The sequence below is a fragment of the Scardovia wiggsiae genome (assembly GCF_051045985.1).
GTDB lineage: Bacteria > Actinomycetota > Actinomycetes > Actinomycetales > Bifidobacteriaceae > Scardovia > Scardovia wiggsiae.
The window spans coordinates 811,506-835,629 of record NZ_CP157350.1; the positions used below are offsets into that span (position 1 = coordinate 811,506).

17 protein-coding genes are annotated in these 24,124 nt (G+C 53.7%); 7 read left to right on the top strand and 10 right to left on the bottom strand.

The genetic code is table 11. The features are described from left to right. The first annotated feature begins 25 nt into the window (after positions 1-25). Complete coding sequence (locus tag ABKA16_RS03435; protein WP_380998716.1) at positions 26-580, top strand: DUF3021 domain-containing protein; 555 nt, start codon at positions 26-28, stop codon at positions 578-580. Positions 581-679: 99 nt separating this feature from the next. On the opposite strand, the gene aspS is transcribed toward ABKA16_RS03435, so the two are convergent. Next, positions 680-2,476, bottom strand: a complete 1,797-nt coding sequence (gene aspS / locus ABKA16_RS03440) for an aspartate--tRNA ligase (protein WP_380998713.1) — start codon at positions 2,474-2,476, stop codon at positions 680-682. A gap of 205 nt (positions 2,477-2,681) precedes the next feature. Beyond that, positions 2,682-4,082: a histidine--tRNA ligase gene (gene hisS, locus ABKA16_RS03445; protein ID WP_380998710.1), complete on the bottom strand. Its 1,401-nt coding sequence runs from the start codon at positions 4,080-4,082 to the stop codon at positions 2,682-2,684. 79 nt (positions 4,083-4,161) lie between these two features. Here hisS and ABKA16_RS03450 point away from each other — a divergent pair, with 79 nt between their 5' ends. Continuing rightward, positions 4,162-5,550, top strand: a complete 1,389-nt coding sequence (locus ABKA16_RS03450; protein ID WP_380998707.1) for a DUF349 domain-containing protein — start codon at positions 4,162-4,164, stop codon at positions 5,548-5,550. Here the strand turns inward: ABKA16_RS03450 and ABKA16_RS03455 are convergent, their stop codons facing one another. Genes ABKA16_RS03455 through ABKA16_RS03465 form a run of 3 tightly spaced genes read right to left on the bottom strand, consistent with a single transcriptional unit; the run spans position 5,551 to position 8,729 of the window. Next, positions 5,551-7,908: a RelA/SpoT family protein gene (locus tag ABKA16_RS03455; RefSeq protein WP_380998704.1), complete on the bottom strand. Its 2,358-nt coding sequence runs from the start codon at positions 7,906-7,908 to the stop codon at positions 5,551-5,553. 48 nt (positions 7,909-7,956) lie between these two features. Beyond that, the gene (gene dut / locus ABKA16_RS03460) at positions 7,957-8,436 is read right to left on the bottom strand and encodes a dUTP diphosphatase (protein ID WP_007147201.1); all 480 of its coding nucleotides are present in this window, start codon (positions 8,434-8,436) and stop codon (positions 7,957-7,959) included. Next, positions 8,436-8,729, bottom strand: a complete 294-nt coding sequence (locus ABKA16_RS03465; protein ID WP_007147200.1) for a DUF4193 domain-containing protein — start codon at positions 8,727-8,729, stop codon at positions 8,436-8,438. The genes dut and ABKA16_RS03465 overlap by 1 nt, the downstream gene beginning before the upstream one ends. A gap of 145 nt (positions 8,730-8,874) precedes the next feature. Here ABKA16_RS03465 and sepH point away from each other — a divergent pair, with 145 nt between their 5' ends. Beyond that, positions 8,875-10,083, top strand: coding sequence for a septation protein SepH (gene sepH / locus ABKA16_RS03470; RefSeq protein ID WP_380998699.1), 1,209 nt, complete (start codon positions 8,875-8,877; stop codon positions 10,081-10,083). 60 nt (positions 10,084-10,143) lie between these two features. On the opposite strand, the gene ABKA16_RS03475 is transcribed toward sepH, so the two are convergent. Further along, positions 10,144-11,358 carry an alkaline phosphatase family protein gene (locus ABKA16_RS03475; RefSeq protein ID WP_380998696.1) on the bottom strand — a complete coding sequence of 405 codons (1,215 nt, stop codon included), beginning with the start codon at positions 11,356-11,358 and terminating at the stop codon, positions 10,144-10,146. 77 nt (positions 11,359-11,435) lie between these two features. Here ABKA16_RS03475 and ABKA16_RS03480 point away from each other — a divergent pair, with 77 nt between their 5' ends. Next, complete coding sequence (locus tag ABKA16_RS03480; protein WP_380998694.1) at positions 11,436-14,099, top strand: DNA gyrase/topoisomerase IV subunit A; 2,664 nt, start codon at positions 11,436-11,438, stop codon at positions 14,097-14,099. 65 nt (positions 14,100-14,164) lie between these two features. Here the strand turns inward: ABKA16_RS03480 and ABKA16_RS03485 are convergent, their stop codons facing one another. The 3 genes from ABKA16_RS03485 to ABKA16_RS03495 all read right to left on the bottom strand — a co-directional run bounded on the left by ABKA16_RS03485 (position 14,165) and on the right by ABKA16_RS03495 (position 19,030). Continuing rightward, positions 14,165-16,369: a DNA gyrase/topoisomerase IV subunit B gene (locus tag ABKA16_RS03485; RefSeq protein ID WP_380998691.1), complete on the bottom strand. Its 2,205-nt coding sequence runs from the start codon at positions 16,367-16,369 to the stop codon at positions 14,165-14,167. Between the two features lie 68 nt (positions 16,370-16,437). After that, on the bottom strand, positions 16,438-18,228 hold the full coding sequence (locus tag ABKA16_RS03490; protein ID WP_434156639.1) for an RNA polymerase sigma factor: 1,791 nt from the start codon (positions 18,226-18,228) through the stop codon (positions 16,438-16,440). A gap of 88 nt (positions 18,229-18,316) precedes the next feature. Further along, a complete protein-coding gene (locus ABKA16_RS03495; RefSeq protein WP_380998685.1) occupies positions 18,317-19,030 on the bottom strand; it encodes a DUF4192 domain-containing protein in 714 nt (237 codons plus the stop codon). 167 nt (positions 19,031-19,197) lie between these two features. On the opposite strand from ABKA16_RS03495, the gene ABKA16_RS03500 reads away from it, so the two are divergent. Both ABKA16_RS03500 and ABKA16_RS03505 read left to right on the top strand, forming a co-directional pair. Next, on the top strand, positions 19,198-20,352 hold the full coding sequence (locus ABKA16_RS03500; RefSeq protein WP_380998683.1) for a polyprenyl synthetase family protein: 1,155 nt from the start codon (positions 19,198-19,200) through the stop codon (positions 20,350-20,352). 56 nt (positions 20,353-20,408) lie between these two features. Beyond that, positions 20,409-22,625 carry a protein kinase domain-containing protein gene (locus tag ABKA16_RS03505; RefSeq protein WP_380998680.1) on the top strand — a complete coding sequence of 739 codons (2,217 nt, stop codon included), beginning with the start codon at positions 20,409-20,411 and terminating at the stop codon, positions 22,623-22,625. A gap of 58 nt (positions 22,626-22,683) precedes the next feature. Here the strand turns inward: ABKA16_RS03505 and ABKA16_RS03510 are convergent, their stop codons facing one another. After that, positions 22,684-23,445 (bottom strand): lysophospholipid acyltransferase family protein, encoded by a 762-nt coding sequence (locus ABKA16_RS03510; protein ID WP_380998677.1) that lies wholly within the window; start codon positions 23,443-23,445, stop codon positions 22,684-22,686. A 62-nt stretch (positions 23,446-23,507) separates the two neighbouring features. On the opposite strand from ABKA16_RS03510, the gene ABKA16_RS03515 reads away from it, so the two are divergent. Continuing rightward, on the top strand, positions 23,508-24,059 hold the full coding sequence (locus ABKA16_RS03515; RefSeq protein ID WP_380998675.1) for a hypothetical protein: 552 nt from the start codon (positions 23,508-23,510) through the stop codon (positions 24,057-24,059). Positions 24,060-24,124: the final 65 nt, after the last annotated feature.

Genomic DNA, 24,124 nt, shown 5'->3' on the forward strand with positions numbered 1-24,124 from the left:
ATCACATATTAAGGAGAATATTATTATGGCACATAAATTGGCATCTGCACCTGTATCCGAAAGTCCACAAAAGCCTATTAAGAAAATCGGCGAAACAGATCGTCCCCTGACTATCGGGGCTTTCCTGCGCGATACCGTCATGGGCGCCGGTATGGGCATGCTTATAGGAGGCGTATTTTCACTCGCCTTCAGCATGGGGTTCGGGACCTCAGCCTACTACCCGTCTTCCCCCCAATTCATGCGGCGGTTCCCTAACCAGCTTTCAGCAGTCGCAGTGAGCTTCCTGTTATGGGTACTTATGGGCATAATGTTCACATGGGTAACTTATATCCGATTCAAGAGTGACTGGTCAGTACTCAAGAGAACTGCCATACATTGCCTTATGTGCTATGCCCTGTTCACACCGCTTGCCATCGCAGCGGGCTGGTTCCCGCTCAACGCTGCATGGCTGGCTATATATACAGCAATATGGTTTGCAGTCTATATAGTTCTGTGGGGCATCGCATATCTTATCGGGAAAAAGGAAATCCTGGCATTGAATACCAGGCTCAATTCATACAGTCCCAACACGGGGGAATAACCGGTTATCCTGGATCCTGAGATAAGTCTAATAATATGCGGGGGCGGCTGGAAATGCCGCCCCCGCATATTAGATCCGATTTATTGTGCAACAGCCAGCCTATTCATCTTCTTCAGGATCATAGTCCACGCCGGTTTCAGCGCGCTGCTCGTCTGAAATTGGAGCAGGGGCACCTGTAAGAGGGTCTGTACCGCCTCCGGATTTGGGGAATGCGATCACATCGCGGATAGAATCCTCGCCCGCAAGTATTGCAGCGCAGCGGTCCCATCCAAAAGCAATGCCGGCATGCGGAGGTGCACCAAATTTGAACGCTTCAAGCAGGAAACCGAACTTGTCCTGCGCCTCTTCCTCACCGATTCCCAGGACTTCAAGTACACGGTCCTGGATATCATCCCGGTGGATTCGTACCGATCCGCCGCCGATCTCATTGCCGTTGCACACGATATCATAGGAATCGCTCATAGCATGCCCGGGATCCTTATCGAATGTATCGATCCAGTCTGCACTTGGCATAGTGAAAGGATGGTGCATAGAGGTCCATACAGAATGGCCTACAGCCACATCATCGTCATCAGGGTCATCTGTACGCTTGAACAGCGGGAAATCAACAACCCATGCGAAGGCAAATTCATCTTTTTTAAGCAGGCCCTGGCGTTTTGCGATCTCAACGCGGGCTGCGCCGAGCAGCAGCTGGGAAGGCTCTCTGGCACCTGCGGCAAAAAAGACAGCGTCCCCGGCTTCCGCATGGACAGCTTCCATAAGGCCGCTGCGCTCTTCATCGGAAAGGTTCTTGGCAACAGGCCCCTTGAGTTCCCCATCTTCAGAGAACTGCACGTATGCAAGGCCCTTGGCACCGCGCTGGCGCGCCCATTCCTGCCATGCATCAAACTGCCTGCGCGGCAGGTCCGCCGCACCTTTATAGACTACAGCACCCACATAGTCAGCCTGGAACACGCGGAACGGCGTATTCTCAAAATAGCGTGTGAGGTCTGTGATCTGATTGCCGAAACGCAGGTCGGGCTTGTCGGAACCGTATTTATCCATGGCATCTGCCCATGAGATACGCCGGAAAGGCAGAGTAACCTCATATCCTGCGCTTCTCCATACAGCTGCAATCACCTGCTCTGCCAGCGCGATAACGTCTTCCTGGCTGACGAAGCTCATCTCCATATCAAGCTGGGTGAACTCGGGCTGGCGGTCGGCCCGGAAATCCTCGTCTCGGTAACACCGTGCCAGCTGATAATACCGTTCCACACCGGAAACCATCAGAAGCTGCTTCAGCAGCTGGGGCGACTGGGGCAGCGCATACCATGAACCGGGTGAAAGCCGTGCCGGGACGACAAAGTCACGTGCCCCTTCAGGGGTTGATTTAATAAGCGTAGGGGTTTCGATCTCAGTAAATCCGAGTTTATCAAGCTCATTTCTGGCAGCTTTCGCCATATCGGACCGGAGCCTGATATTGCGCTGCATCTGGGGGCGGCGCAGGTCAAGATACCTGTACCGCAGGCGGGTATCATCTCCTGGAAGCTGCTCTTCAGCTTCATTTGCCAGCGCTGTTGATACCTGGAACGGCAGGGCTGCAGATTTCGACAGTATAACGACTTCCTGGGCTACGATCTCGACCTTTCCTGTAGCTATATGGTCATTCTCATTGCCTTCGGGGCGTTCGCGCACATCCCCGGTTACCTTTACAACGAATTCCGACCGCAGTGGGCGTGCAACCTCTTCATCATAGATGACTACCTGCACCAGCCCGGACGCATCCCGTACATCAAGGAACGCCACTCCGCCGTGATCACGGCGGCGGTCTACCCACCCGCTGACAGTAACTGTCCGGCCGATAAGCGATTCCGCGATGTCTGCGCAATGATGTGTACGATAAGCTGTCTGACTCATTTCCTTTTACCTCAAATTTTCACAGCAAACTTCAGTTTTCAACTCACTAAGAGTACATCATGCCCCCTATAGGGGTTCCCGCAGGAGCCTTCCCTTCCCCTTTAAGGAGCTGCCGGGACGGGAGAGCATAGAAGGAATAACAGATACCCATCCTGAGTACAGGCACAGGGGACGCTGCTCCGCTATCCTGCCCTGCCAGGCCCTGCTAGTTTCCGGCGGTTATATCCTGACGGGCATAATCCGGTGCAGGGGCCCATGAAGAGACATCGGCATCTTCCTGCTCCCCTGTGATGATGTTCTTTATCTGGTCATGGCCGGGTACGGGACCTGCACCCCCGGGCTCAGCAGGGAACCACACGTAAGGTATCCCCAGGCGGTCGGCGTATTTGATCTGCTTGCCGATTTTTGCAGAGTTCGGCGACACATCGCAGGAGATACCCCGGCTGCGGAGCGCTGCGGCGATCCTGTCAGATACCATACGGCTGTCCTCATCCCATACGGCCACCAGGACACAGGCCGGGGAAATCCGTGACGGCGATGCGCTGACTGTATGGAGAAGATAGGAAACAAGCCGTGACACTCCGATAGACAGGCCGACTCCCGGATATGTGCGGTTCCCCTGGCTGGCCAGGTTATCATAGCGTCCGCCGGAGCATATTGATCCAAGGTGCTCAGCACCGTCAAGGAATGTTTCATACACGGAACCAGTGTAGTAATCAAGCCCGCGTGCAATCCGCAGGTCAGCGACCACGGCGCCGGGACGGATCTTTGACGCCCTGTCAATAATCATTGCGAGCGTATCAACGCCCTGCTGCATCAGGGCATAGGGATCTGATCCGTGCTCGATCCCATATTCCTCACATAACGACGCACACGATCCGCGCAGCCCGTCAGCAGTTGAAGCAGTCACCTGTGCCAGACGAAGGCATGCTTCAACCTGGCTGGCAGTACACCCTGCATCCTGCTGAAGAAGGCGTGAAACCTGATCAGCTGTTATTTTATCCAGTTTATCGATCTCACGGAGCACAGGGTCAACATCTGTTATGCCAATACCCCGGTAAAAACCCTCAGAAAGCTTGCGGCTGTTTGCATGGATGACTGCAGCAGGCAGACCGAGGCTGCGGAGTTCCTCAAGCGCCTCAACCATGACCAGCGGTGCATCGACTTCATAATGCTCAGGCAGCGTGCCGTCACCCACTATATCAATATCTGCCTGGGTAAATTCCCTGTACCTGCCCTCCTGCGGACGCTCCCCCCGCCATACTTTCTGTATCTGCCAGCGCTTGAAGGGGAAAACAAGGCCGCCCGAATTTTCAACCACATATCTGGACAGCGGCACAGTAAGGTCAAAATGGAGGCCAAGATGGCTTTCTACCGGGGCATCATCCTGCCCAAATTCCTGGAGGCGGGACAGCAGATATATCTCCTTGCTCGTCTCCCCCTTTTTCAGCAGGCTGGCGCCCGTCTCCACTGCGCGTGTTTCGATCCCCAGAAATCCATGAAGCTCGAAAACCCTGCGAAGAGTATCGATAACACGCTGTTCTACAACACGTTCCTGCGGGAGCCACTCAGGGAATCCCGAAATTGATGCGCCTTTTTTAGCCATAACCCCTTATAATAGGTGATGTTGAGGAAATCGCTGTGCACACGGTTTCCACTTTCCTATTACCACCAAGGAGTTGGCCATGACTGATGAGTCTGTTACTACTACCTCATCCGATGTTGCGTCTGAAAAAGCTGAAGCTTCACAGGCACCTAAACCGTTTATCCCTTCCCCGAAAGCTTTCGCCGGCAGGACGCAGAAATCAAGTACTGTCAATACGTACAATGCTGCGGATCTGGAGAATGCGTCTTCTTTCGGCCGTGTTGCGGAAGACGGGACTGTGTATGTCAAAGACGGCGATGACGAGCGTGAAGTCGGCCAGCTGCCAAAAGAATCCGCTGAGGGTGCACTGCACTTTTTCGCCCGAAGGTATCTTGACCTCAAGGCTAAAATCGACCGCTTCGGCCAGCGCCTTGATGCCGGCAGCATCCGCTCCCGCGAGATCGATAATACCCTGTCCCAGCTGGATAAAGATACTGAATCCCCTGACGTTGTGGGGGATATCCCGGCGCTGAGGGACCAGCTCGAGTCGCTGAAGGCCAGATCAGTCGCAGTCAAGGAAAAACTTGCCCAGGAGCGTAAGGCAGCAGTGGCACAAGCTGCTGAAGAACGCGAACATATCGTGGCGGAAGCTGAAGAGCTCGTTAAAGGCCTGAATGATTCAGTCAACTGGAAACAGACGGGAGACAAGCTCCAGGAGCTGTTCAGCCGGTGGCAGGAGCATCAGAAGAATTCGATCCATATTGAGCGCTCGCAGGCGGATGCACTATGGAAGCGTTTTTCGGCAGCCCGCAGTTCGTTCAACTCTGCACGGAGGTCATGGATGCAGCAGCGAGATACTGTAAGGGCTGCTGCAAAAGAACAGAAGGAAAAGATCATTGCCAGGGCTGAAGAGCTGAAAAATTCTACTGACTGGGCAGGCACTTCACGCCAGTTCAATAACCTTATGGACCAGTGGAAAGCTGCCGGCAGGGTTGGCCGCAGGTCTGAAGATGACGCTTTATGGAAGCGTTTCCGCGAAGCCGCCGATACCTTCTTCGACGCACGCCAGGCTGACCGCAATAAAACGAACGAAGACGAAGCGGAAAACCTTAAGAAAAAGGAAGAACTGCTCGTCAAAGCCCAGGCACTTGTACCGGTGAACACGGCAGAACAGGCAAAGCAGGCACGTCAGGCGCTTGCCCGTATCCAGGATGACTGGGACAGTATTGGGCATGTGCCGCGTACAGATGTCCATCGCATCGAAAGTGCCCTTGATGATGTTGAAAAACAGATCAAAGCAGCTGAAGATGCACAGTGGGCCCAGTCAGACCCCGAGACCGATGCACGAAAATCCGATTTTGAAGTGCAGCTGAACACCCAGCTGGCAGAACTTGACAGGAAGATAGCTGCTGAGGCTGATCCGGCTAAGAAAAAAGACCTTGAGTCGGAGAAGGCAGCCAAGGAGGCATGGCTCAAGGCTATCAGCTAGCTAAAGCTGGCGGAACCGCGGGTTTGCAGAAAGCTTGTTATCTGTTATACGGTATACGTCAAAGACCCCGTCAACTTTGCGGAGTTCAGACAGTATCCTTGACAGGTAGCTTGGTGCCGCAATTTCAAAAGTGAACTGGCACAGGGCAACACGGTCATCACCGGCGGAAACTTTTCCGGAAATGATATTAGCCCCCATATCTGCCAGCACTTTTGTAATATCGGTAAGCAGATGCCCGCGGTCAAGGGCCTCCACCTGGATTTTGACAAGGAATGTCCCTGAATTCCCTGTCCACGACACAGCTACCATACGTTCAGGATGGGTTTTCCTGAGATGCTGGGCGTTGACGCAATCTTCCCGATGCACCGAAACACCTGATCCGCGTGTAATAAAGCCGGTTATGGCATCACCCGGCACAGGGGTGCAGCATTTGGCAAGCTTGACCCATACATCGCTTACCCCTTTGACGGCGATATCCGCAGTGCTGCTGTGTTTTGATCTTGTCTGCCTGGACGGCAGGAGGGACTGCCCGATATCCTCTTCGACTTCACCTTCCCCAGCATCTTTAACAAGATGGGATACGACATTCTGGGCTGAAACCTGCCCGTCGCCGAGCGCAGCAAAAAGCGTATCGACATTGGACAGATTCAGGTCCTGCGCCACGCCAAGCAATGCTTCCATGCCCATAAGGGTTTGTGTAGGAAGGTTCCTCTTACGCATATAACGCATAAGCTCGTTGCGCCCTTCGTCAATCATTTCAGAACGGCGTTCTTTCGAGAACCACTGGCGGATCTTATTGCGCGCACGCGGGCTTTTAACAAAATTCAGCCAGTCGCGGGAAGGCCCCTGTGTATCAGATTTGGAGGTAAGGATCTCTACAGTGTCCCCAGTTTCCAGAAGGGTATCCAGCGGGACAAGCCGCCCATTGACGCGCGCGCCCATCGTCCGATGCCCGACTTCGGTATGGACTGAATACGCAAAATCGACCGGTGTGCCTCCCTGAGGGACTGAAACTATCCTCCCTTTAGGGGTAAACACATAAACTTCGGCAGCTCCCAGATCCTTTTTAAGCGATCCGAGGAACTCATCTGAATCCGGGGTCTCACTTGTCCAGTCAGCCAGCTGCTGGATCCACCTGAGGTTATCAGCCTCCGTAAGCTCCTGAGGCTCTTCGGCCTGCGGCCGCAGGCCGATATCCTTTTCACGTTCCTTATCTGACTGGTCAGGCTTGGACAATGCCCGCCCGGACTGCCCGTTAGCCTTATACTTCCAATGTGCTGCGATCCCGAATTCTGCCCTGCGGTGCATATCCCACGTACGGATCTGTATTTCTACAGGTTTCCCGCCCGGCCCGACAACTGTTGTATGCAAAGACTGGTACATATTCAGTTTAGGCATGGCAACATAATCTTTGAATCTGCCCGGAAGGGGCTTCCACCGTGCGTGCACAGCGCCGAGCGCAGCGTAACAGTCCCGTATGGAATCAACAATGACCCTGACGCCTACAAGGTCATAAATATTCTCAAAATCATGGCCTCTGACGATCATCTTCTGATAAATGCTGAAATAGTCTTTTGGCCTGCCCGTTACATAAGCTTTAATATTCTGCGCATCAAGGTCATGGTTGATGTCGTCAAGGATCCGGGCCAGGAACTCGTCCCTGTGACCGGCGCGCTTCTGGACCAGCAGGACGATCTCGTGATATATCTTTGGATGGAGCGACTTGAATGACAGCTCTTCGAGCTCAGTTTTGATGGCATTCATCCCCAGCCGGTTTGCCAGAGGCGCATACACGTCAAGCGTCTCCTGCGCCTTTTTCTGCGCACTGGATTCTTTGACATAGCGCCAGGTACGGGCATTATGCACCCTGTCTGCAAGTTTGACGACCAGTACACGGACATCCCGGCTCATTGCCACGACCATTTTACGGATAGTCTCAGCCTGCGCACTGTCACCGACATCCATTTTCGTCAGTTTCGTTACCCCATCAACAAGGCCCGCAACAGTATCGCCAAATTCAGCACGGCATTCATCGAGGGTGTACTCGGTATCTTCAACAGTGTCATGGAGAAGCCCCGCTGCTACGACTTTAGGGCTCATGCCCAAGTCTGCAAGTATCTGCGCAACTGCTATGGGATGGATGATATAGGGCTCGCCGGAGCGCCTCTGCTGATGCGAATGCTGGATAACAGCGCGCTTATATGCTTTCCGGAGTATAGACAGGTCACTGTCAGGATAATGGTAACGGACTGACTGCCAGATCGGCAGAAGAGGGTTGGCGGGATCTGTGCTGATCTCGGTACCAAGCTGGCGCGCAAGGGCATCTTCATCGCTCAGCTGCTGATGCGGATCACTCATAGCGCCTCCTCGGATATACAGCTATCCTATACAACAGCCCCGAAAATCCTAATCTGAGACACCCGTAGAGCCAAACCCATTCTGAGCACGGTCAGACCCGGGCAGTACCTCTGCTTTTATGAAACGTGCCTCTGCATATCTCTGGATAACGAGCTGGGCGATCCTGTCACCGGCATCAAAATGCACAGTCTCATCCGGATCAAGATTGATAAGCGGGACTTTGATCTCACCGCGGTATCCTGCGTCAATAGTCCCCGGCGCATTAAGGACAGTTATTCCACGTTTTACGGCCAGGCCTGAACGGGGATGGACCAGCCCGACATAGCCTTCAGGCAGCGCAACAGATATCCCTGTAGGCACCAGGGCGCGTTCAAACGGTTTCAGTTCGAACCCCTGCACACAGCGCAGGTCACATCCTGCATCACCTTGATGCGCATACCCCAGGCCTGCCGCTTCAATATCCGGGTCACTGTACGTGATCAGCACTTCAACATTTTCAGGCCCGTTATACGTTCTGTCATCTGCCATTATGCAGCACAGTCCTTGCATACGGGTTTGCCGTTTTCATAATGGTCAAGGAGCCGGCGGTTATATACAAGGAAACACTCAGAGCACACAAATTCATCGCCCTGCTGAGGGATAACGGTAACAGAAGAGTCCTCATTGCTGAGATCCGCACCTGGAAGCTCATAATCTTCCGCAATGGCATTCTCGTCGTCATCCAAATCAGAGGCCTGATCCTGACGGGTACTGTTGGACAGCGCTTCCAGCGATTCTTCATCCTCGTCTTTGGACCGAGGTGTATCGTAGTCTTGTGCCATACATAGCCTTTCGTCAAAAAATGGATACGCGCCATAGAATACACGAAATTCTGGATTTGGCAACACCGACACGACGTGTTTCTGTGCAAAATGTAAAAATCTTCCGATAAGATGGGATACAACACCTAATAAGTGAGGTACTTTTATGGCTGACCCGCAGGTAAACCAGGCGGTTTTTATTGCCGTTGACGATAACGGCGCCTTGATCTTTGAGGAGACCCGCACACATAACAGGTTCACTGTAAGCATAAGCGATGATCTTGAGAAAGGTATTTTGGCGGCGCGGCAAATAGTATCAGACAATTCAGGGCCAGCGCAGCCGCACCAGCTCAAGACGCTCCCTATCCGGCAGATACAGGTCCTTACGCGGGAAGGCAAGTCCCCGGAAGAGATACATCAGGAATATGATGTTGAGATCGCCCTGATACGGCGTTTTGCACAGCAGGTCGAGCAGGAGAAAAGCTTCACCATAGCGCAGTTCCTTAACTCTGCAGTCAAGAATGACGATAAGCTTGCCCCCCATACTACTGTTGAGCAGCTGCTTATGCAATCCATGCATAATTACGGTGCAGATTACAACACTATCTCCTGGCGGGCCACCAGGGTTGGCCGCGATCCGTGGCGCATCAGGGCACAGTTCGCTGCCGCAGGGCGCACAGCAACAGCTGAGTGGTCGTATAATACCCGCACAAGCACTATTGTATGCCTGAACAAAACTGCGCAGAAGCTTTTTGGGGTGTTTGGAGCCAATACAAGCCCTGTGGATCATGAGCTGTTCGGCAACACCGGCGACGACGGGCTCGGCAGCCCTGATATCAATACGCGGGGCCCGCTCGCCCCGCAATGGATGAGCGGCGATGGGGAAAAACCCCGGGCAGATGCCGGCCAGGGGTCTGCAGCAACCCCATCCGACGCGGATACCGGTACTGCCGGCCCCCGTCCAGAGGAGAGCCGGTCCGCAGTTTCCCGGACGGACGCCGTCCCTTCCTCCTCCAATACGGGCGGACAGATTCCGGACAGCACAGATAACAATACCGGCAGCGGCACGAAAGCTGAGGCACAGAGGCAGCACCGTATGGGTACCCTGTTCTCATTCGGGCGCACATCCCGGGCTGCAGAAAAGGACAGGAAAAACACCGGCAGCACTGCAGACAACGCAGACACTGCTGATAATGCTGATAGGGATATGCCCGGACTGCAGAAGAAGCATACGGGGAAACACTCCGGGCCTGAGGCCGGATCCTCCGGCAGCCCGCAGGATCAGGCTGACAGCAGCCAGGGACAGAAAACAAAGAAAAAAGCACGGCGCCGCTCATCTGTCCCTCAATGGGATGAAATACTTTTTGGAGAATAATTTATCGGAGGACAGGCTGCAGGTGTTCCGGAATGCGGGATATCAGCATCATATGCTGTCTCAGATAACGTCAATCAGCAGAGGTATGTCAGTTTCCAAGCCTGTCGCACCTCCGTGCACTGACGGCAGGCGCGTAGCGCTGTCCTCCTGGAACCGGGAATCAACCAGGGTTGCATTGCCCCGGGGCACAACAATAACATCACCAATCACAGCATATGCTTCGGTACTCACATAACCGTAGAATCCCTGTGAAATGGCTTCTTCTTTAAGATAGACGTCTGCGCGGCCTTCCATGAACCCGGAATACGCATGGTATATTTTACGGGCATTGTCCAGGCGTTCCTGATCATTACGCCCTTCAGCATACAGCATGACATTGCGCGGCTCTCCCCCGATATGGCTTACATGCGGCCACAGCGCTGGATTCTCTGCAATATCTGTGCGGCTCCCGGGATCAGCATTGATCATCCCGTGGTCGGCTGTAATAATAATACATGTGCCCGCGGGGAGATTCTGCCGCAGTACGGCAAGCTGCCGGTCAGCCTTTTCAAGCGCCTCTGTCCACCGGCTGCTGTCGAGGCCATAGCGATGCCCGGCTGCATCCACATCGGGGATATATATATACGTAACGCCGGGTGTACGCCCGGCAAAGGCTGCTTCCCGGATACGTTCGCCGGGTGTACGGCCCGCACGGTAATCGCTGCCTCTCAGGGCCGCAGCTGTAAGGGACGACTTTTTGAACTTCGGCAGCCCTACTGCCGTCACCCGTACAGATTGGCGGGACAGCTGCTCAAAAACCGTGGGCTGGACCTGGAGCTCCCTGGGATCCGGTGCGTTGAGGAATGACAGCATCTGTGCAATCCTGCCGGTTGACGGATTAAGCTGTGTATATCCGGTAATACCTGTAAGGCCGGGGCATGTCCCTGTACCGAAAGTCCCCATCGCCACTGCAGTAGTACTGGGGAAACACGTGGAGACAGGCCGGTCATTGCCTTCCGACAGTATAAGCGACCGCAGGTAAGGGGCGTGCCCCCGCCTGTCATACAGGTTATGGAACCCGAGACCGTCAATAAGCACAACAACAACTGATGCTGCATGCGGTATGCCGAGTATTTCCCTGTCCTGTTCGGGGTCAGTATGTACCGCAGAAGATACCGGTATCCCAATGGCTGCGCTCACAGCGGGAAGGACAGCGCTTAAATGCCGCGGCTGGGCGTACCTGCCTCCGCGGCCTGATATCCCGGATGGTATCCGTGAAAAACCCTGCCTGTCCACGGCTTTATTGTAACGCCTGCACGATATATGTTTTCGAGGCTGTTGTGGATAATACTAAATGAGCGCAAAGGAGATATATGCCGAAGCACCGGACGCATGCTGCAAGTTATGACCCTCGGACTGTCAAGCAGAATATTGTTGATACCCCGCTGAATGAGGAAATGAGCACCTCATTCCTTGCCTACGCATACTCTGTGATCTATGCCCGCGCACTCCCCGATGCACGCGACGGGCTGAAACCTGTGCAGCGCCGTATCATCTATCAGATGGGACAGATGAATCTGACCCCCGACAGGCCTTATATGAAATCCGCAAGGGTCGTTGGCGAAGTCATGGGCAAGCTGCACCCTCACGGCGATTCGGCGATCTACGAAGCTATGGTGCGCCTTGCACAGCCATTTGCCATGAGGCTCCCCCTCGTTGACGGGCACGGCAATTTTGGCTCCCTGGATGACGGCCCCGCTGCATCACGGTATACTGAGGCGAGGCTGGCTCCTTCGGCATCGGGGATGAATGAATCTATCAGCGAAGATACAGTCGATTTCACCCCGAACTATGACAACAAGCTTGAAGAGCCTGCAGTGCTCCCTTCCGCAATCCCCAATCTGCTTGTTAACGGCGCATCCGGCATTGCCGTCGGTATGGCGACAAATATGGCGACACACAATCTCGGTGAAGTCGTTGCCGGGGCAAAATATCTGATGCAGCATCCGGATGCAACCACCGAAGACCTTATGCATTACATCCCCGGGCCGGATATGCCGGGTGGCGGCATTATTATGGGGCGTGACGGCATCCGCGAAGCATACCATACAGGCCGCGGGTCTTTCAGCACACGTGCGGCGACCCATATTGAAAATGTCACAGCCCGGAAAAAAGCTATTGTAGTAACAGAACTGCCGTTTATGGTAGGTCCGGAGAAGGTCCTTGAACGTATCTCTGAAGGTGTTAAAAATAAGAAGCTTGACGGTATCAGCGGCGCTATCGATCTGACAGACAGGCATAATGGTACACGGCTCGTTATCGAGATCAAAACAGGTTTTGACCCGCATGCCGTCCTGGGCCAGCTGTTCAAATACACCCCTCTGGAAGATTCATTCACTATCAATAATGTTGCCCTGGTGGACGGCCGTCCGCACACTATGGGGCTTAAAGAAATGCTGTCAGTGTGGATCGGGCATCGGCGCAGCGTTATAACCCGCAGGAGCGAATACCGAAAAAGGAAAGCAGAGGAACGCCTGCATCTTGTTGACGGACTGCTCCTTGCGCTGATCGATATTGATGAAGTAATCGAAGTGATCCGGACCTCCGATAATGCCGACGCTGCAAAAACCCGGCTTATGGCAGTTTTCGACCTTGACGGCATCCAGGCACAGTATATCCTCGACCTGCGGCTGCGCAGGCTGACAAAAATGAGCCGGATCGAGCTTGAGGCTGAGCGTGACGACCTCCAGCGCGAAATAGCACGCCTGAAAGAGATCCTGTCATCAGACGAAGCCCGCGATATGGTTGTCATCCGGTCAATGGATGATGCTGCTGCCCAGTGGGATACACCCAGACGGACCGTCCTGCTTGATATGGATGGATCCGGCGATTTTGTCGGGGTCCCTGAAGCAGCCTCACGTATGGAACTCAGCCCTGCCGGAACGGACAGTATCACTGCTGCTGTTTCAGCTTCATCTGCGCTTTCCGCTGCTCCTGCCTCAGCACGCTCTGCAGGGACGCTTGAACTGGAAGACAAACCCTGCGCTATTATATTCAGTGCTGACGGCCTTATAGCCCGTACATCGCCAAGTGCGCTGGACATATGGGGGTCCCGGACTGTCCAACCTCCTCGGGCAGCCAGCGATACCATCCTTGCGGCTATACCTTCAACTACCCGTTCAATATACGGCATCATTACCTCACAAGGCCGTCTGGTCACTGCCCACAGCGCAGACCTTCCCAACCTTCCTGCAGCTGTCCCCCTCAGCACCCGGGGCGGGGTACGGGCTGATGAGCTGCTGGGGATGACGGACAGCACCGACCCCGTTGCGGGGGAAAAAGCTGTTACCGTTATCCCGCTCAGTACCGGCAGCACCAGCGATCCGAACAATGCAGGCGCCCCTGCCCCGGCACCGCTTGCCATAGGCACCCGGAACGGGACAGTAAAGCGCTGGAATGGCGACGCGCCTTCAACTATGGATTCATGGTCCGTAATTGACCTTAAAGAAGGCGACGAAGTAGTATTCGCAGCAGCAGCTGAGGATGCCGACCGCCTGGTCTTTATCTCAAGTGATTCCAGCCTCCTGACATATACGGCAGGGAATGTACGGCCTCAGGGGCGTAATGCTGCAGGGATGGGAGGCATCCGCCTCTCCCCCGGATGCACCGTCACATCCTTCAATGTCATACCGGCAGGAAAGGTCGCATGGGTACCGGGCAGCGACGACCCCTACGCCGCCCCTTCAGGGGCAGTTGTAGTTACCGTAGCCGGTGATGCTGACGCCCTGCCGGGAACGGATAACGGGAGCGCAAAGATAACGCCCCTCGAAAAATACCCTACTAAGGGAAGGAACACAGGAGGCGTGCGTTCGCACCGCTTCCTGAAAGGCGAAAATGCCCTTATTGCATCATGGGCCGGACAATACCCCGTACTGGCTTCTGCACAGAACGGCAACCCGATACCGCTTCCCGAGCCTACAGACAGGCGGGATGCATCCGGACAGGACCTTCCGGCCTCTGTGGCTTATCTGTCGTAATATACATTCAGACACTGGATATACAAAAATCCGCCGCAGTACTCCTCACCGCATGCCGGCCCACCTCAGGCATCTATCGACGCGCGGTCAAAATCATCGGCGTTGTCAATGATGAACTGACGGCGCGGAGGTACCTCATCACCCATAAGCAGATCGAATATTTCAGAAGCTTCACGCGCATCCTCAAGCCGTATGCGGCGCAGAAGACGGGATCTGGGATCCATCGTAGTATCAGCCAGCTGGTCAGCGTCCATTTCCCCCAGGCCCTTATAACGCTGTATATCCTCATTATAAGCCGTACCTTCAGAATCAAGCCGGCCCAGTACCCTGCTCAGCTCATCCTCGGAATACGTGTACAAGTACTCCCCTTTACGCTTACCGGCCAAAGCAATGCGGTGCAGAGGGGGGACAGCTGCATAAACGTGGCCTGACTCAACAAGCGGCCTCATATACCGGTAGAACAGCGTAAGCAGAAGTGTGCGGATATGGGCTCCGTCAACATCCGCATCAGTCATCATAATAACTTTGTCATACCGAGCCTGCGAAATATCAAAAGTAGCGCCCGACCCTGCCCCCACGACCTGGATGATGGCAGAGCATTCCTTATTAGCGAGTATCTGCGAAACAGAAGCCTTCTGGACATTAAGTATTTTCCCCCGGATAGGAAGCAGCGCCTGGAACATTGAATTACGGGCAGCTTTGGCAGTCCCCAGTGCAGAGTCCCCTTCAACTATAAACAGTTCTGCAATATCATCATTGCCGGGCTGGCAGTCAGAGAGCTTTGCCGGCATGGATGCCGATTCAAGGGCATTTTTCCGCCGTGTCACTTCTTTAGTTTTCCGGGCCTGCACCCGGGCATGCATTTCGCCAACGATCTTCTCAAGTACACGGCTGGACTGGTCCTTGAAGCCCCGCTTTGATCCGGTTATCATATCGCCGAACTGCTTATCGCACATCCTGGTAACAATAGGTTTGACCTGGGCTGTCCCGAGGACATCCTTGGTCTGCCCCTGGAACTGAGGCTCAGCGATGCGTACAGTGACAACCGCAACCATCCCTGCCAGGACATCGTCACGCTCGACTTTCATTAACGGGTCTTTAAGGTTTACCTTAAGTTTACGGGCATTGGCCTCGACGGTTTTACGGATATTTCGGGTCACTGAATTCAGGAAACCGTCAGCATGCATGCCGCCGCCCGGTGTTTCAACAACATTGACAAAACTGCGCATCACGGTCTCATAATCATTGACCCATCTCAAGGCGATATCAACATGGCAGGTACGCCTGATCATTTCAGCATGGAGATCACCCTCAGCATCTACCCGCTGGGTTTCCTCCTCATATGTGCTGTCACCCTCAATATGCCAGATATCGCTTACCGGTTCGCCATGCGACAGGTAATCCACGAAATCGATGACCCCGCCTTCATGGAGGAATTCCTGGACCCTGGGATGGCCGGGGACAGAAGCCTCAGCTATATCCATGCCTTCTATTACAGCTGAAGGGGAACTATCTGAGACAGGATACCTGTTATCACCCTCTATAGTATCCTCAACGTTTTCATCGATCACCTCGATCCGCAGCCCCGGCACAAGGAAGGAGGTCTGCCTCACGCGGTCGATAAGCTGGTCATAATTGAACTGCGCAGTATCATTAAAGATCTCGGGATCAGCCCAGTACCTGATCCGTGTACCCGTGTGCCTGCCTGAATATTTACCGATGACGCGGAGTTCAGTGGGCTGGTTCTTCCGGGTACGGCTGAATGCGGAATCAGGGGAAGGGCTCGCGGGATCTTCATCCGCATACACGCCGGGATGTCCCTGGTGGAATTCCATACGATACGTTTTGCCGCCGCGGTCAACTTCTACATCAAGCCTGGAACTGAGCGCATTGACAACAGACGATCCTACGCCATGCAGGCCGCCGACTGCGTTATAGGCTGCATTCCCAAATTTGCCGCCTGCATGGAGTTTCGTCAGCACTACTTCCACACCGGACAGCCCGGTCTTTTTTTCAATATCTACCGGGATGCCGCGGCCGTTATCGGCAACTGTGATGGAGCCGTCTGTATGCAGAGTGACTGCGATATGGCTGCAAGCTCCGGCAAGGGCTTCATCTACCGAATTATCAATTATTTCCCAGAGGCAGTGCATAAGCCCCTGGCTGTCGGTGGTGCCGATATACATGCCGGGACGCTTGCGTACGGCATCAAGTCCCTCCAGGACTGAGAGGCTGTCAGCATTATATTTTTCCGTTGTCTTCTGAGCCATAAGTCAAATACCGTTAATCTCCGCCTATTCTGAATCGCACAGATACCCTTGGCCGGGGCAGGCTGTGCCTACTCCTGATCGAGGAAATCGCGCAGCGTCTGGGACCGTGCCGGATGGCGCAGTTTTGCCATAGTTTTGGATTCTATCTGCCGTATCCTTTCACGGGTAACGCCATAAACGTGCCCGATATCGTCCAGGGTTTTAGGCTGCCCGTCTTCCAATCCGTAACGCATCCTGATAACACCTGCTTCACGCGGGCTCAAAGTCTCCAGTACCTGCTTGAACTGCTCCTGAAGCAGCGAGAAGGCGACGGCCTCGGAGGGGGCTATGGCATCTGTATCTTCGATAAGGTCGCCGAATTCAGAATCGCCGTCTTCACCCAGCGGCGTATGCAGTGAGATCGGTTCACGCCCGTACTTCTGAACCTCCTGCACCTTTTCAACAGGCATGTCAAGTTCACGGGCCAGCTCATCCGGTGTGGGTTCGCGCCCAAGATCCTGAAGCATCTGGCGCTGTACACGGGAAAGTTTATTGATCACTTCCACCATATGGACCGGCACACGGATGGTACGCGCCTGGTCAGCCATTGCGCGTGTGATTGCCTGGCGTATCCACCATGTTGCATAAGTTGAGAACTTGAAGCCTTTCTTCCAGTCGAATTTTTCAACTGCACGGATAAGGCCGAGATTGCCTTCCTGGATCAGGTCAAGGAAAAGCATCCCCCGCCCTGTGTACCTTTTAGCAAGGGATACCACAAGGCGCAGGTTAGCTTCAAGCAGATGGTCCTTGGCTTTCTTCCCGTCGTTAGCAGCCCATCTGAGCTCGCGCCTGCGCTGGAAAGTCAGGTCTTCAGCAGGAGACGTATCGAGGAGGTGCTGGGCATACAGGCCGGCCTCTATCCTCTCGGAAAGGTCAACTTCCTGCTCAGCGTTCAAAAGGTTGACGCGCCCTATCTGCTTAAGATAGTCCTTGACAGGATCCGATGTTGCACCTGTAGTGAGCACACGCCGTTTGGGGTTGCCTGCTGGAGTAAGGCTGTCATCCTCGTCATCGTCTTTTTCGCTGACAACAATGGCGCCTTCTTCCGTAGGCTGTTTTTCCTCCTGCAGTTCGGCATCTTCATCATCATCTTCAAGCTCTTTGTCTTCCAGGCCCTCTTCCATGCTGTCATCATCCATACTGATGGGATCGCCGTTCTCATCCAGCTCAACTGCGTCATCAATATGGTCCAGGGCATTCGAATTATCTGCCCCCGGGCCTATACCCTCGTTAAGGTCATCTTCGTCCAGTGAACCGGGAAGACCGGCATCTTCATGATCAATGTCAGTGATATCCTCATGCTGCGTATCATCAGGATGATGTTCAGGCTCATGGGCAGTGCTTCCGGCAGCCTTCTTCCTGCTGACGGGTTTTGCGGCATGCTCTTTTTCTGATTTTTCTGTTCGTGCCTTTGCTTCTGGCTGTTTCGCTGATGTTTTCGCCTTCCGTGCAGATACCTGCTGCTTTTTTCCAGTTTTCCGGGTTTCCTTGGCTTCCGCAGATGGAGCTTTCGAAGGCGCTTCTGTACCAGGCTGGGATGCCTTGGCCTTTTTAGCAGCAGCTTCAGTATTTTTAGCTTTAGCCGGCTTTGCAGAAGGTTTTGCCTTTGCCGTACCTGCTGTTTTAGCAGCAGATACCTTTTTTGCAGCAGCCTTCTTTACTGTTTTCCCTGTTACTGCATTCCTTTTAGTTTTTGTATTTTCGGTTTTTGTATTTTCTTTGGCTGTACCCTTTACTTTCGGTTTGTTTTCAGATACAGTTTTAGTTGGAGAAGCAGTCTTTCGGGTAACTGTTGTGCCGGCTGTTTTTCTGGTGACCACGTTTCCTCCTGGATAGGCCCATCGTAAAATAGGCATAGTTCGGGTAAGTGCAACTACTACTTAGTAATGAACCATACCATTCGGACAATTATTCCCGTTTCACTGCCTTTGTGTTTTTTCCTGAAGGCTTGTTATTCCTGCTTTCCCTGTACCATGCCGGCATTGCTCCCCACCTGACAGCCCGCTCCATAATAACTGCAAGGTTATAGGAACTGTCATAACCCAGGCATTCCTGCGAGTATCTCAATGACATCTCGGGCTCTCCTAGCCACCATGAAACATATGCGAGAACGGCCAGAATCCCTGTCCTGTATTTTTCAGGCAGCAGGGCGGGCCACTGCCCCATCAGCTGTATAAGCCTCATGCCCTGCCGAGTCCTGCGCGGTATCCCGGCGTCATTGAATGCCGGGTCAAGGGCATCGCAGACGAACTGGGCACTGGCAGCCTTATACGGCTCGCAGGCTATCATCACATACTTATCCGGTTCCATACACATGACTGCCGAACAGATCACAGCATCGCGCAAAGCTGCTGTTTCAGCTATGCCAACAATAAAATGCGCGCAATCTTCAGCGGTCAGGGGATCTACGGCATCACGGCTGCTTTCCATGAACTGCGACATCCTTCTGATGGGACCGGCAAACCATTTCTTATCAGCCCATACAAGCCCGCCCATTTTACGGTCGCTTATCAATCCTGTCCGCAACCTGTCAAGCACCTCATGGGAGCATTCCGTATGCAGCATATCCGTAAAGCTGTTCAGCACCGTCTCTGATATTGTTATGGCCACTGTTACCTCCATTGGCATATATGTATGGATCCGTATGATCCAGTGTGGCGGTATGCTGCATTACCTGCAAAGGGATTCCAAGCATGTGGTCGGATGTGGAGAACTCACACCAGTTTTCCCTTTCCCGCTGAAAGGCTTTGTGTTATGTATTTGTGTCATGCATCGCGTACACTGGCAGAGTGAATCCTGCTGCACCTGATATTGCCGCCCAGTTCGATACATCCAGTGATGGCGCTATTGATATACTGAAAAAATCCATAGATACCAGGCTTACAGACTTAGTCTCATCACAGCAGCACAAATACGGCCCTTACAGCTCCCCCCCTTCGTCTGCGCCCGCTGCTGCCCACGATATCTTCCTCAGTGCTGCCGGGAGCCAGGCGGCAGCATCTTCACATGGCGGAAAACGTCTGCGGGCCCTGCTGATGCTGTCCCTGTGCGGATGCCTGGGGCTGCCGGATACCCGCAGGCAGCAGGCATTGGATCTTGCCTGTGCAATTGAGGTTTTCCAGACTGCAGCACTCATCCATGATGATATTATTGATGATTCGGATACAAGGCGAGGATCCCCTTCAGCACATAAGGCCCTGAGCTATGCCCTGGAATCCCGCCGTCCGGGCATTAACAGCGCATCAGCCGGGACAGGCATGGCGATCATGCTGGGGGACATCCTGGCTACAGACAGCATTGCCATAGCACACCGGTCAGGCCTTGCTTTCAGCAACAGTCAGGAAATAACTGCTGCGTTCCTTGATATGCACCACCGCGTGGAAACAGGGCAGATCATGGATCTGTCAATGGGATCGCTGGATCTTACGGATCCGGACAGTATTGAAACTGGAGCATTAGAAACATACCTGTGGAAAACAGCAAGCTATACGGTTTACGCCCCAATCCAGCTGGCATTCCTGGCCTGCGCGTTTGATGCTGAAATTTCAGCCCGTATGGCGCATACTGTGGGGAAGCCTCTCGGGCTTGCCTTCCAGCTCAACGATGACCTTATTGATGTTACGTCCCGCACCTCGGGCAAACCCCTCGGCGGGGATATCCTTGAAGGCAAAAGGACTGTTCTCCTGTCGGATGCTTTACGCCTTTCAGATACATCTGACCGCCGCACGCTGATCAATATCTATTCACAAAACCGGCGCAGCCGGGACGATATACCTGCGGTATGCCGGATATTCGAATCAAGCGGGGCTATTGAACGGTCCAGGGAAAGGATATCCCGGCTCTTTACAGAAGCTTCCTCAGCCTTGGAAGACGGGCTTTCAGAGCTGCATATCCCGGACAGCCGCATCAGCGCAGTAGTACATGTTATGGGGCTGTTCGTATAGCCCCTGCATAACTGCTGCCCCGATGATTCTCACGACATTACCGTAATATTGCACATATGACAGGAACTACAGATAGCGCTTCAGGGCGGACAGTCGCCGGCCGCTATACTGTTGTCCGTAAAATCGCTGATGGCGGCATGGCCTCGGTATATGAGGCTGAAGATAACCGTTTAGGGCGGACAGTCGCCCTTAAGATCATGCATGCGGGGCTGGCGCAGTCAGAGCACTCGGAAGAATATACAGAACGGTTCCATCGGGAGGCACGGTCAGCCGCATCTATCTCGAATCCGCATATTGTCCCCGTATATGACACAGGGATGTATGAAGGCAGAAGCTTTCTGGTCATGGAACTTATCCATGGGGTAACCCTGCGCCAGGAAATGAATGTCCGCAAAAATTTCAGCATCCATGATACTATCCGCATCCTTACGCAGGTACTGGACGGCCTTGCGGCAGCTCACCAGTCCCATGTGATCCACCGCGATATCAAACCTGAGAATATTATGATCGCGACCCAGGGTGTTATTAAGATTACAGATTTCGGCCTGGCAAAAGCCACTTCCCAGGCAACTCTTTCCAGTACAGGCATGCTTCTGGGGACAGCGTCATATCTCGCACCGGAGACTATAGAAAATAATTATTCCAGCACACAGACTGACCTGTATTCCGTAGGGATCATGGGATGGGAAATGGTCACCGGCCATGTCCCTTTTATATCGGGCAACCCCGTAACTGTGGTATTCAGGCATGTCCATGATGATGTCCCGGCCCTTGAGAGTATTGATCCGTCCGTCCCCCATACTTTCAGTGGATTTATAGCTTCCCTTGCAGCGAGGCAGCCGGAGGACAGGCCCGAAGATGCTGCTGAAGCACTGCGCCGGATACGGGTAATCTCCCGTTCTCTGTCCCCCGCACAGCTGGCGGTTAGAATCCCGTATTCAGCGGGCCCGGGGAACGAGAACGTCCCCTCCGGGACCGGCAATCTTGGACATCAGATCAGGCAAACTGCCCTCCCCTCGCATACAGATACCCCTTCAGCAGCATCCAGCAGTACAGCCCGTACAGTCCGGGGATCCCGTAATTCGGGGGATCCGCACTATGCAGCGGATACACGGAAAGAAACGACCTGGCCGGCACCCGTACCTCCATACACAGCGCATGACAGACGCAACAGCTCGGCTGGACGCCTGCCCGCAGCAGACGGGGCAGGCCCATCGTCCGGACCCTCCGGTACTTCGGCAGCACAGGAAACCGTACTGTCCAGGTCCAGGAAGATGCCTTCCCGCCTCCGCCGGATACTTATCGGAGCAGGGTTTCTCGCAGCTGCGGCCATTGCCGCAGTTTTGTGGTGGATTTTTGCGGGCCCCGGCAGCTATTACATACTCCCTGTTGCTGCTGACGGGCAATGCACGTCGAACGCCACCACATCAACCCAGTCCTGTACTATCAAAAACAGCGATTTCGCTGCTTACAGATCAGCCCTTGAGTCTTCCGGGATCCCCTATACAGCCAGTTATGCATACAGCGATACAGTCCCCAAGGGGAAAATCATCTCCAGCTCCCCTGATACCGCGGGGACGCATATCAGTAAAAGGGGCGGGCATCTCACCATAGTTGTATCCCGCGGCGTCAAAATGATCACGATCCCCTCAGATATCACTGACCCAAAGACTTCAAACGGGAAAAACCCTCTCGCAGCCTTAAAGAAGCTGGGATTCACCAATATCAGCCATGACGGGTCAAAAGACAGCTATTCGCTCACTATCCCCAAGGGTGCTGCCATCAGTATCTCCCCCTCTCCCGGTAAAACCCTCAGGCATAATGCCAGGATAGAGATAGCCCTTTCCCTGGGCAAAAAAGCAGTAGCCATGCCGGATATAGAAGGCCTGAAATGGAATAAAGCCAAAGCAATGCTTGATGAAGCAAAACTGAAAATAACAATGAAAGAGGAATATTCTTCTACTGTTGACAAAGGCCATGTTATCTCAGCCTCGCTGAAGGCAGGCGCCCAGATCCACTGGAACGACACTGTTACCGTTGTAGTTTCCAAAGGCCCCGAAAGAGTAACTGTCCCTGATGTTACCGGGATGGATTTCACCCGTGCCCGGTCTGTCCTGGAAGATATGGGGTTTACAGTTGTCCAGAAAAATACCCTTGGGATTGGGAAAACAGTAAGCAGCCAGTCGATAGAAGCCGGCAGCAAAGTCACAATAATGGACGGCAGCGGGAAACCCCGGGAAATAGTGCTGACAGTATCACTTTTCTCGTGGTAACAGGCTTATGAAATATCCTTATGGGACAGCCGGGCCCGCAATCAGTTCTGCACGTATCCTACAGTTCCGGTTCGGCTGATGCTTCAGCCTTAGCAGCACTGGCATCCTTCTTTGCCTGGTCTGCAGCCTTCTGGGCGGCTTCAGCAGCCATCTGCTTCTTCACCACCTGCGCATATTCATCGACATATTCCTGGCCGGTGATCTGCTGTATTGCACGCGAGATCTTATCAGCGAAATCGCGGACTTCCCGACGGGTAAGCCCTGTACCTTCCTGATGCTGCGGAGGATATACAGGCTCGCCGTAGATAACTGTGCACGTGCCTTTAGAGGGGATAGTCTGTCCGATCTTCATAATTTTGTCTGTGCCGAAAAGCCCTGTAGGTATAACGGGGCATCCGGTTTCCAGCGCCAGGCGTGCAGCACCTGTATGCGCCTTATATAATCTCCCATCCGGGCTTCGGGTGCCCTCGGGATGGATACCGAACAAATGCCCCTGTTCGATAATGTCCCGCGCCGTATTCATAGCACCTTCAGCAGCAGCCCCTCCTGCCCTGTCAACAGGGAAAACACCGACAGAGGTAAACCACCATTTCTTGAACGCCCCTTTGATCCCCTTACCGGTAAAATAATCGCTTTTCCCCATATAATGGACCATCCGCGGTGATGTCAGCGGGATAACGCCGTCATCTATAACAGACAAGTGGTTCGCAGCAATGATCCCTCCGCCCTGGCGGGGGATGTTATCTACACCGAACGCCTTCGGGGAAAAACGATGACGGGCCCATGGCCCTAAAACCTTAACAAAAAACCAGTATAACATTATAGGACCTCTGTATCGTTTGCCCGTCTTGTACTATCGTTATCACCTATTACAGTATAAGTATGACCAGAAACAAACACGATGGCAGTCTGCAGGATCCCGATCCGTCTGACGCATCCTGGGAAGCCTTTGCCCGGGAGCATAAAGAGGAGCTGTCTGACATCGCGGGCTCAAAAGATGCCAGGCGTTTTGAACGGCATGCCAGAAAGGCAAAAGAAAAGCACGATGAGAAGGGGAAGTTCTCGTACGCGGATTTCAAAAATTCAGCTTTTGTATCAGGCGGGAAGCCGGGACCGCGCAGTTTCAGGACGTCCTGGCTGGATGCTGATTCCCTGGATAACCGTTTTACAGCGCCGGAAACAGTGGACAGTTTCTCGGTACAGGCTGCAGGGGGTATTTTTACAGGTGTAGCCTGCATCCTTCTCGGTATTATTGCCGTATTATGCGCAGTACGTTTCCCTCAGCTGTCCCAGCTGCTGGCGATCTGTGCTGCAGTGCTTTTCCTTATTGCCTTGGGTATTTTTGCCGGTATTATACGATCGTCACGGAAAACCCGCCATACTGACAGCCCCGGCAGCGGCAACCCGCCTTTTGCCGATGGGGCACAGATCTGATTATGCCCTTTCCCCGGCCGGGCGTGAGCGTACCTATACATCCGGACGGGTACAGGCATCGGGGA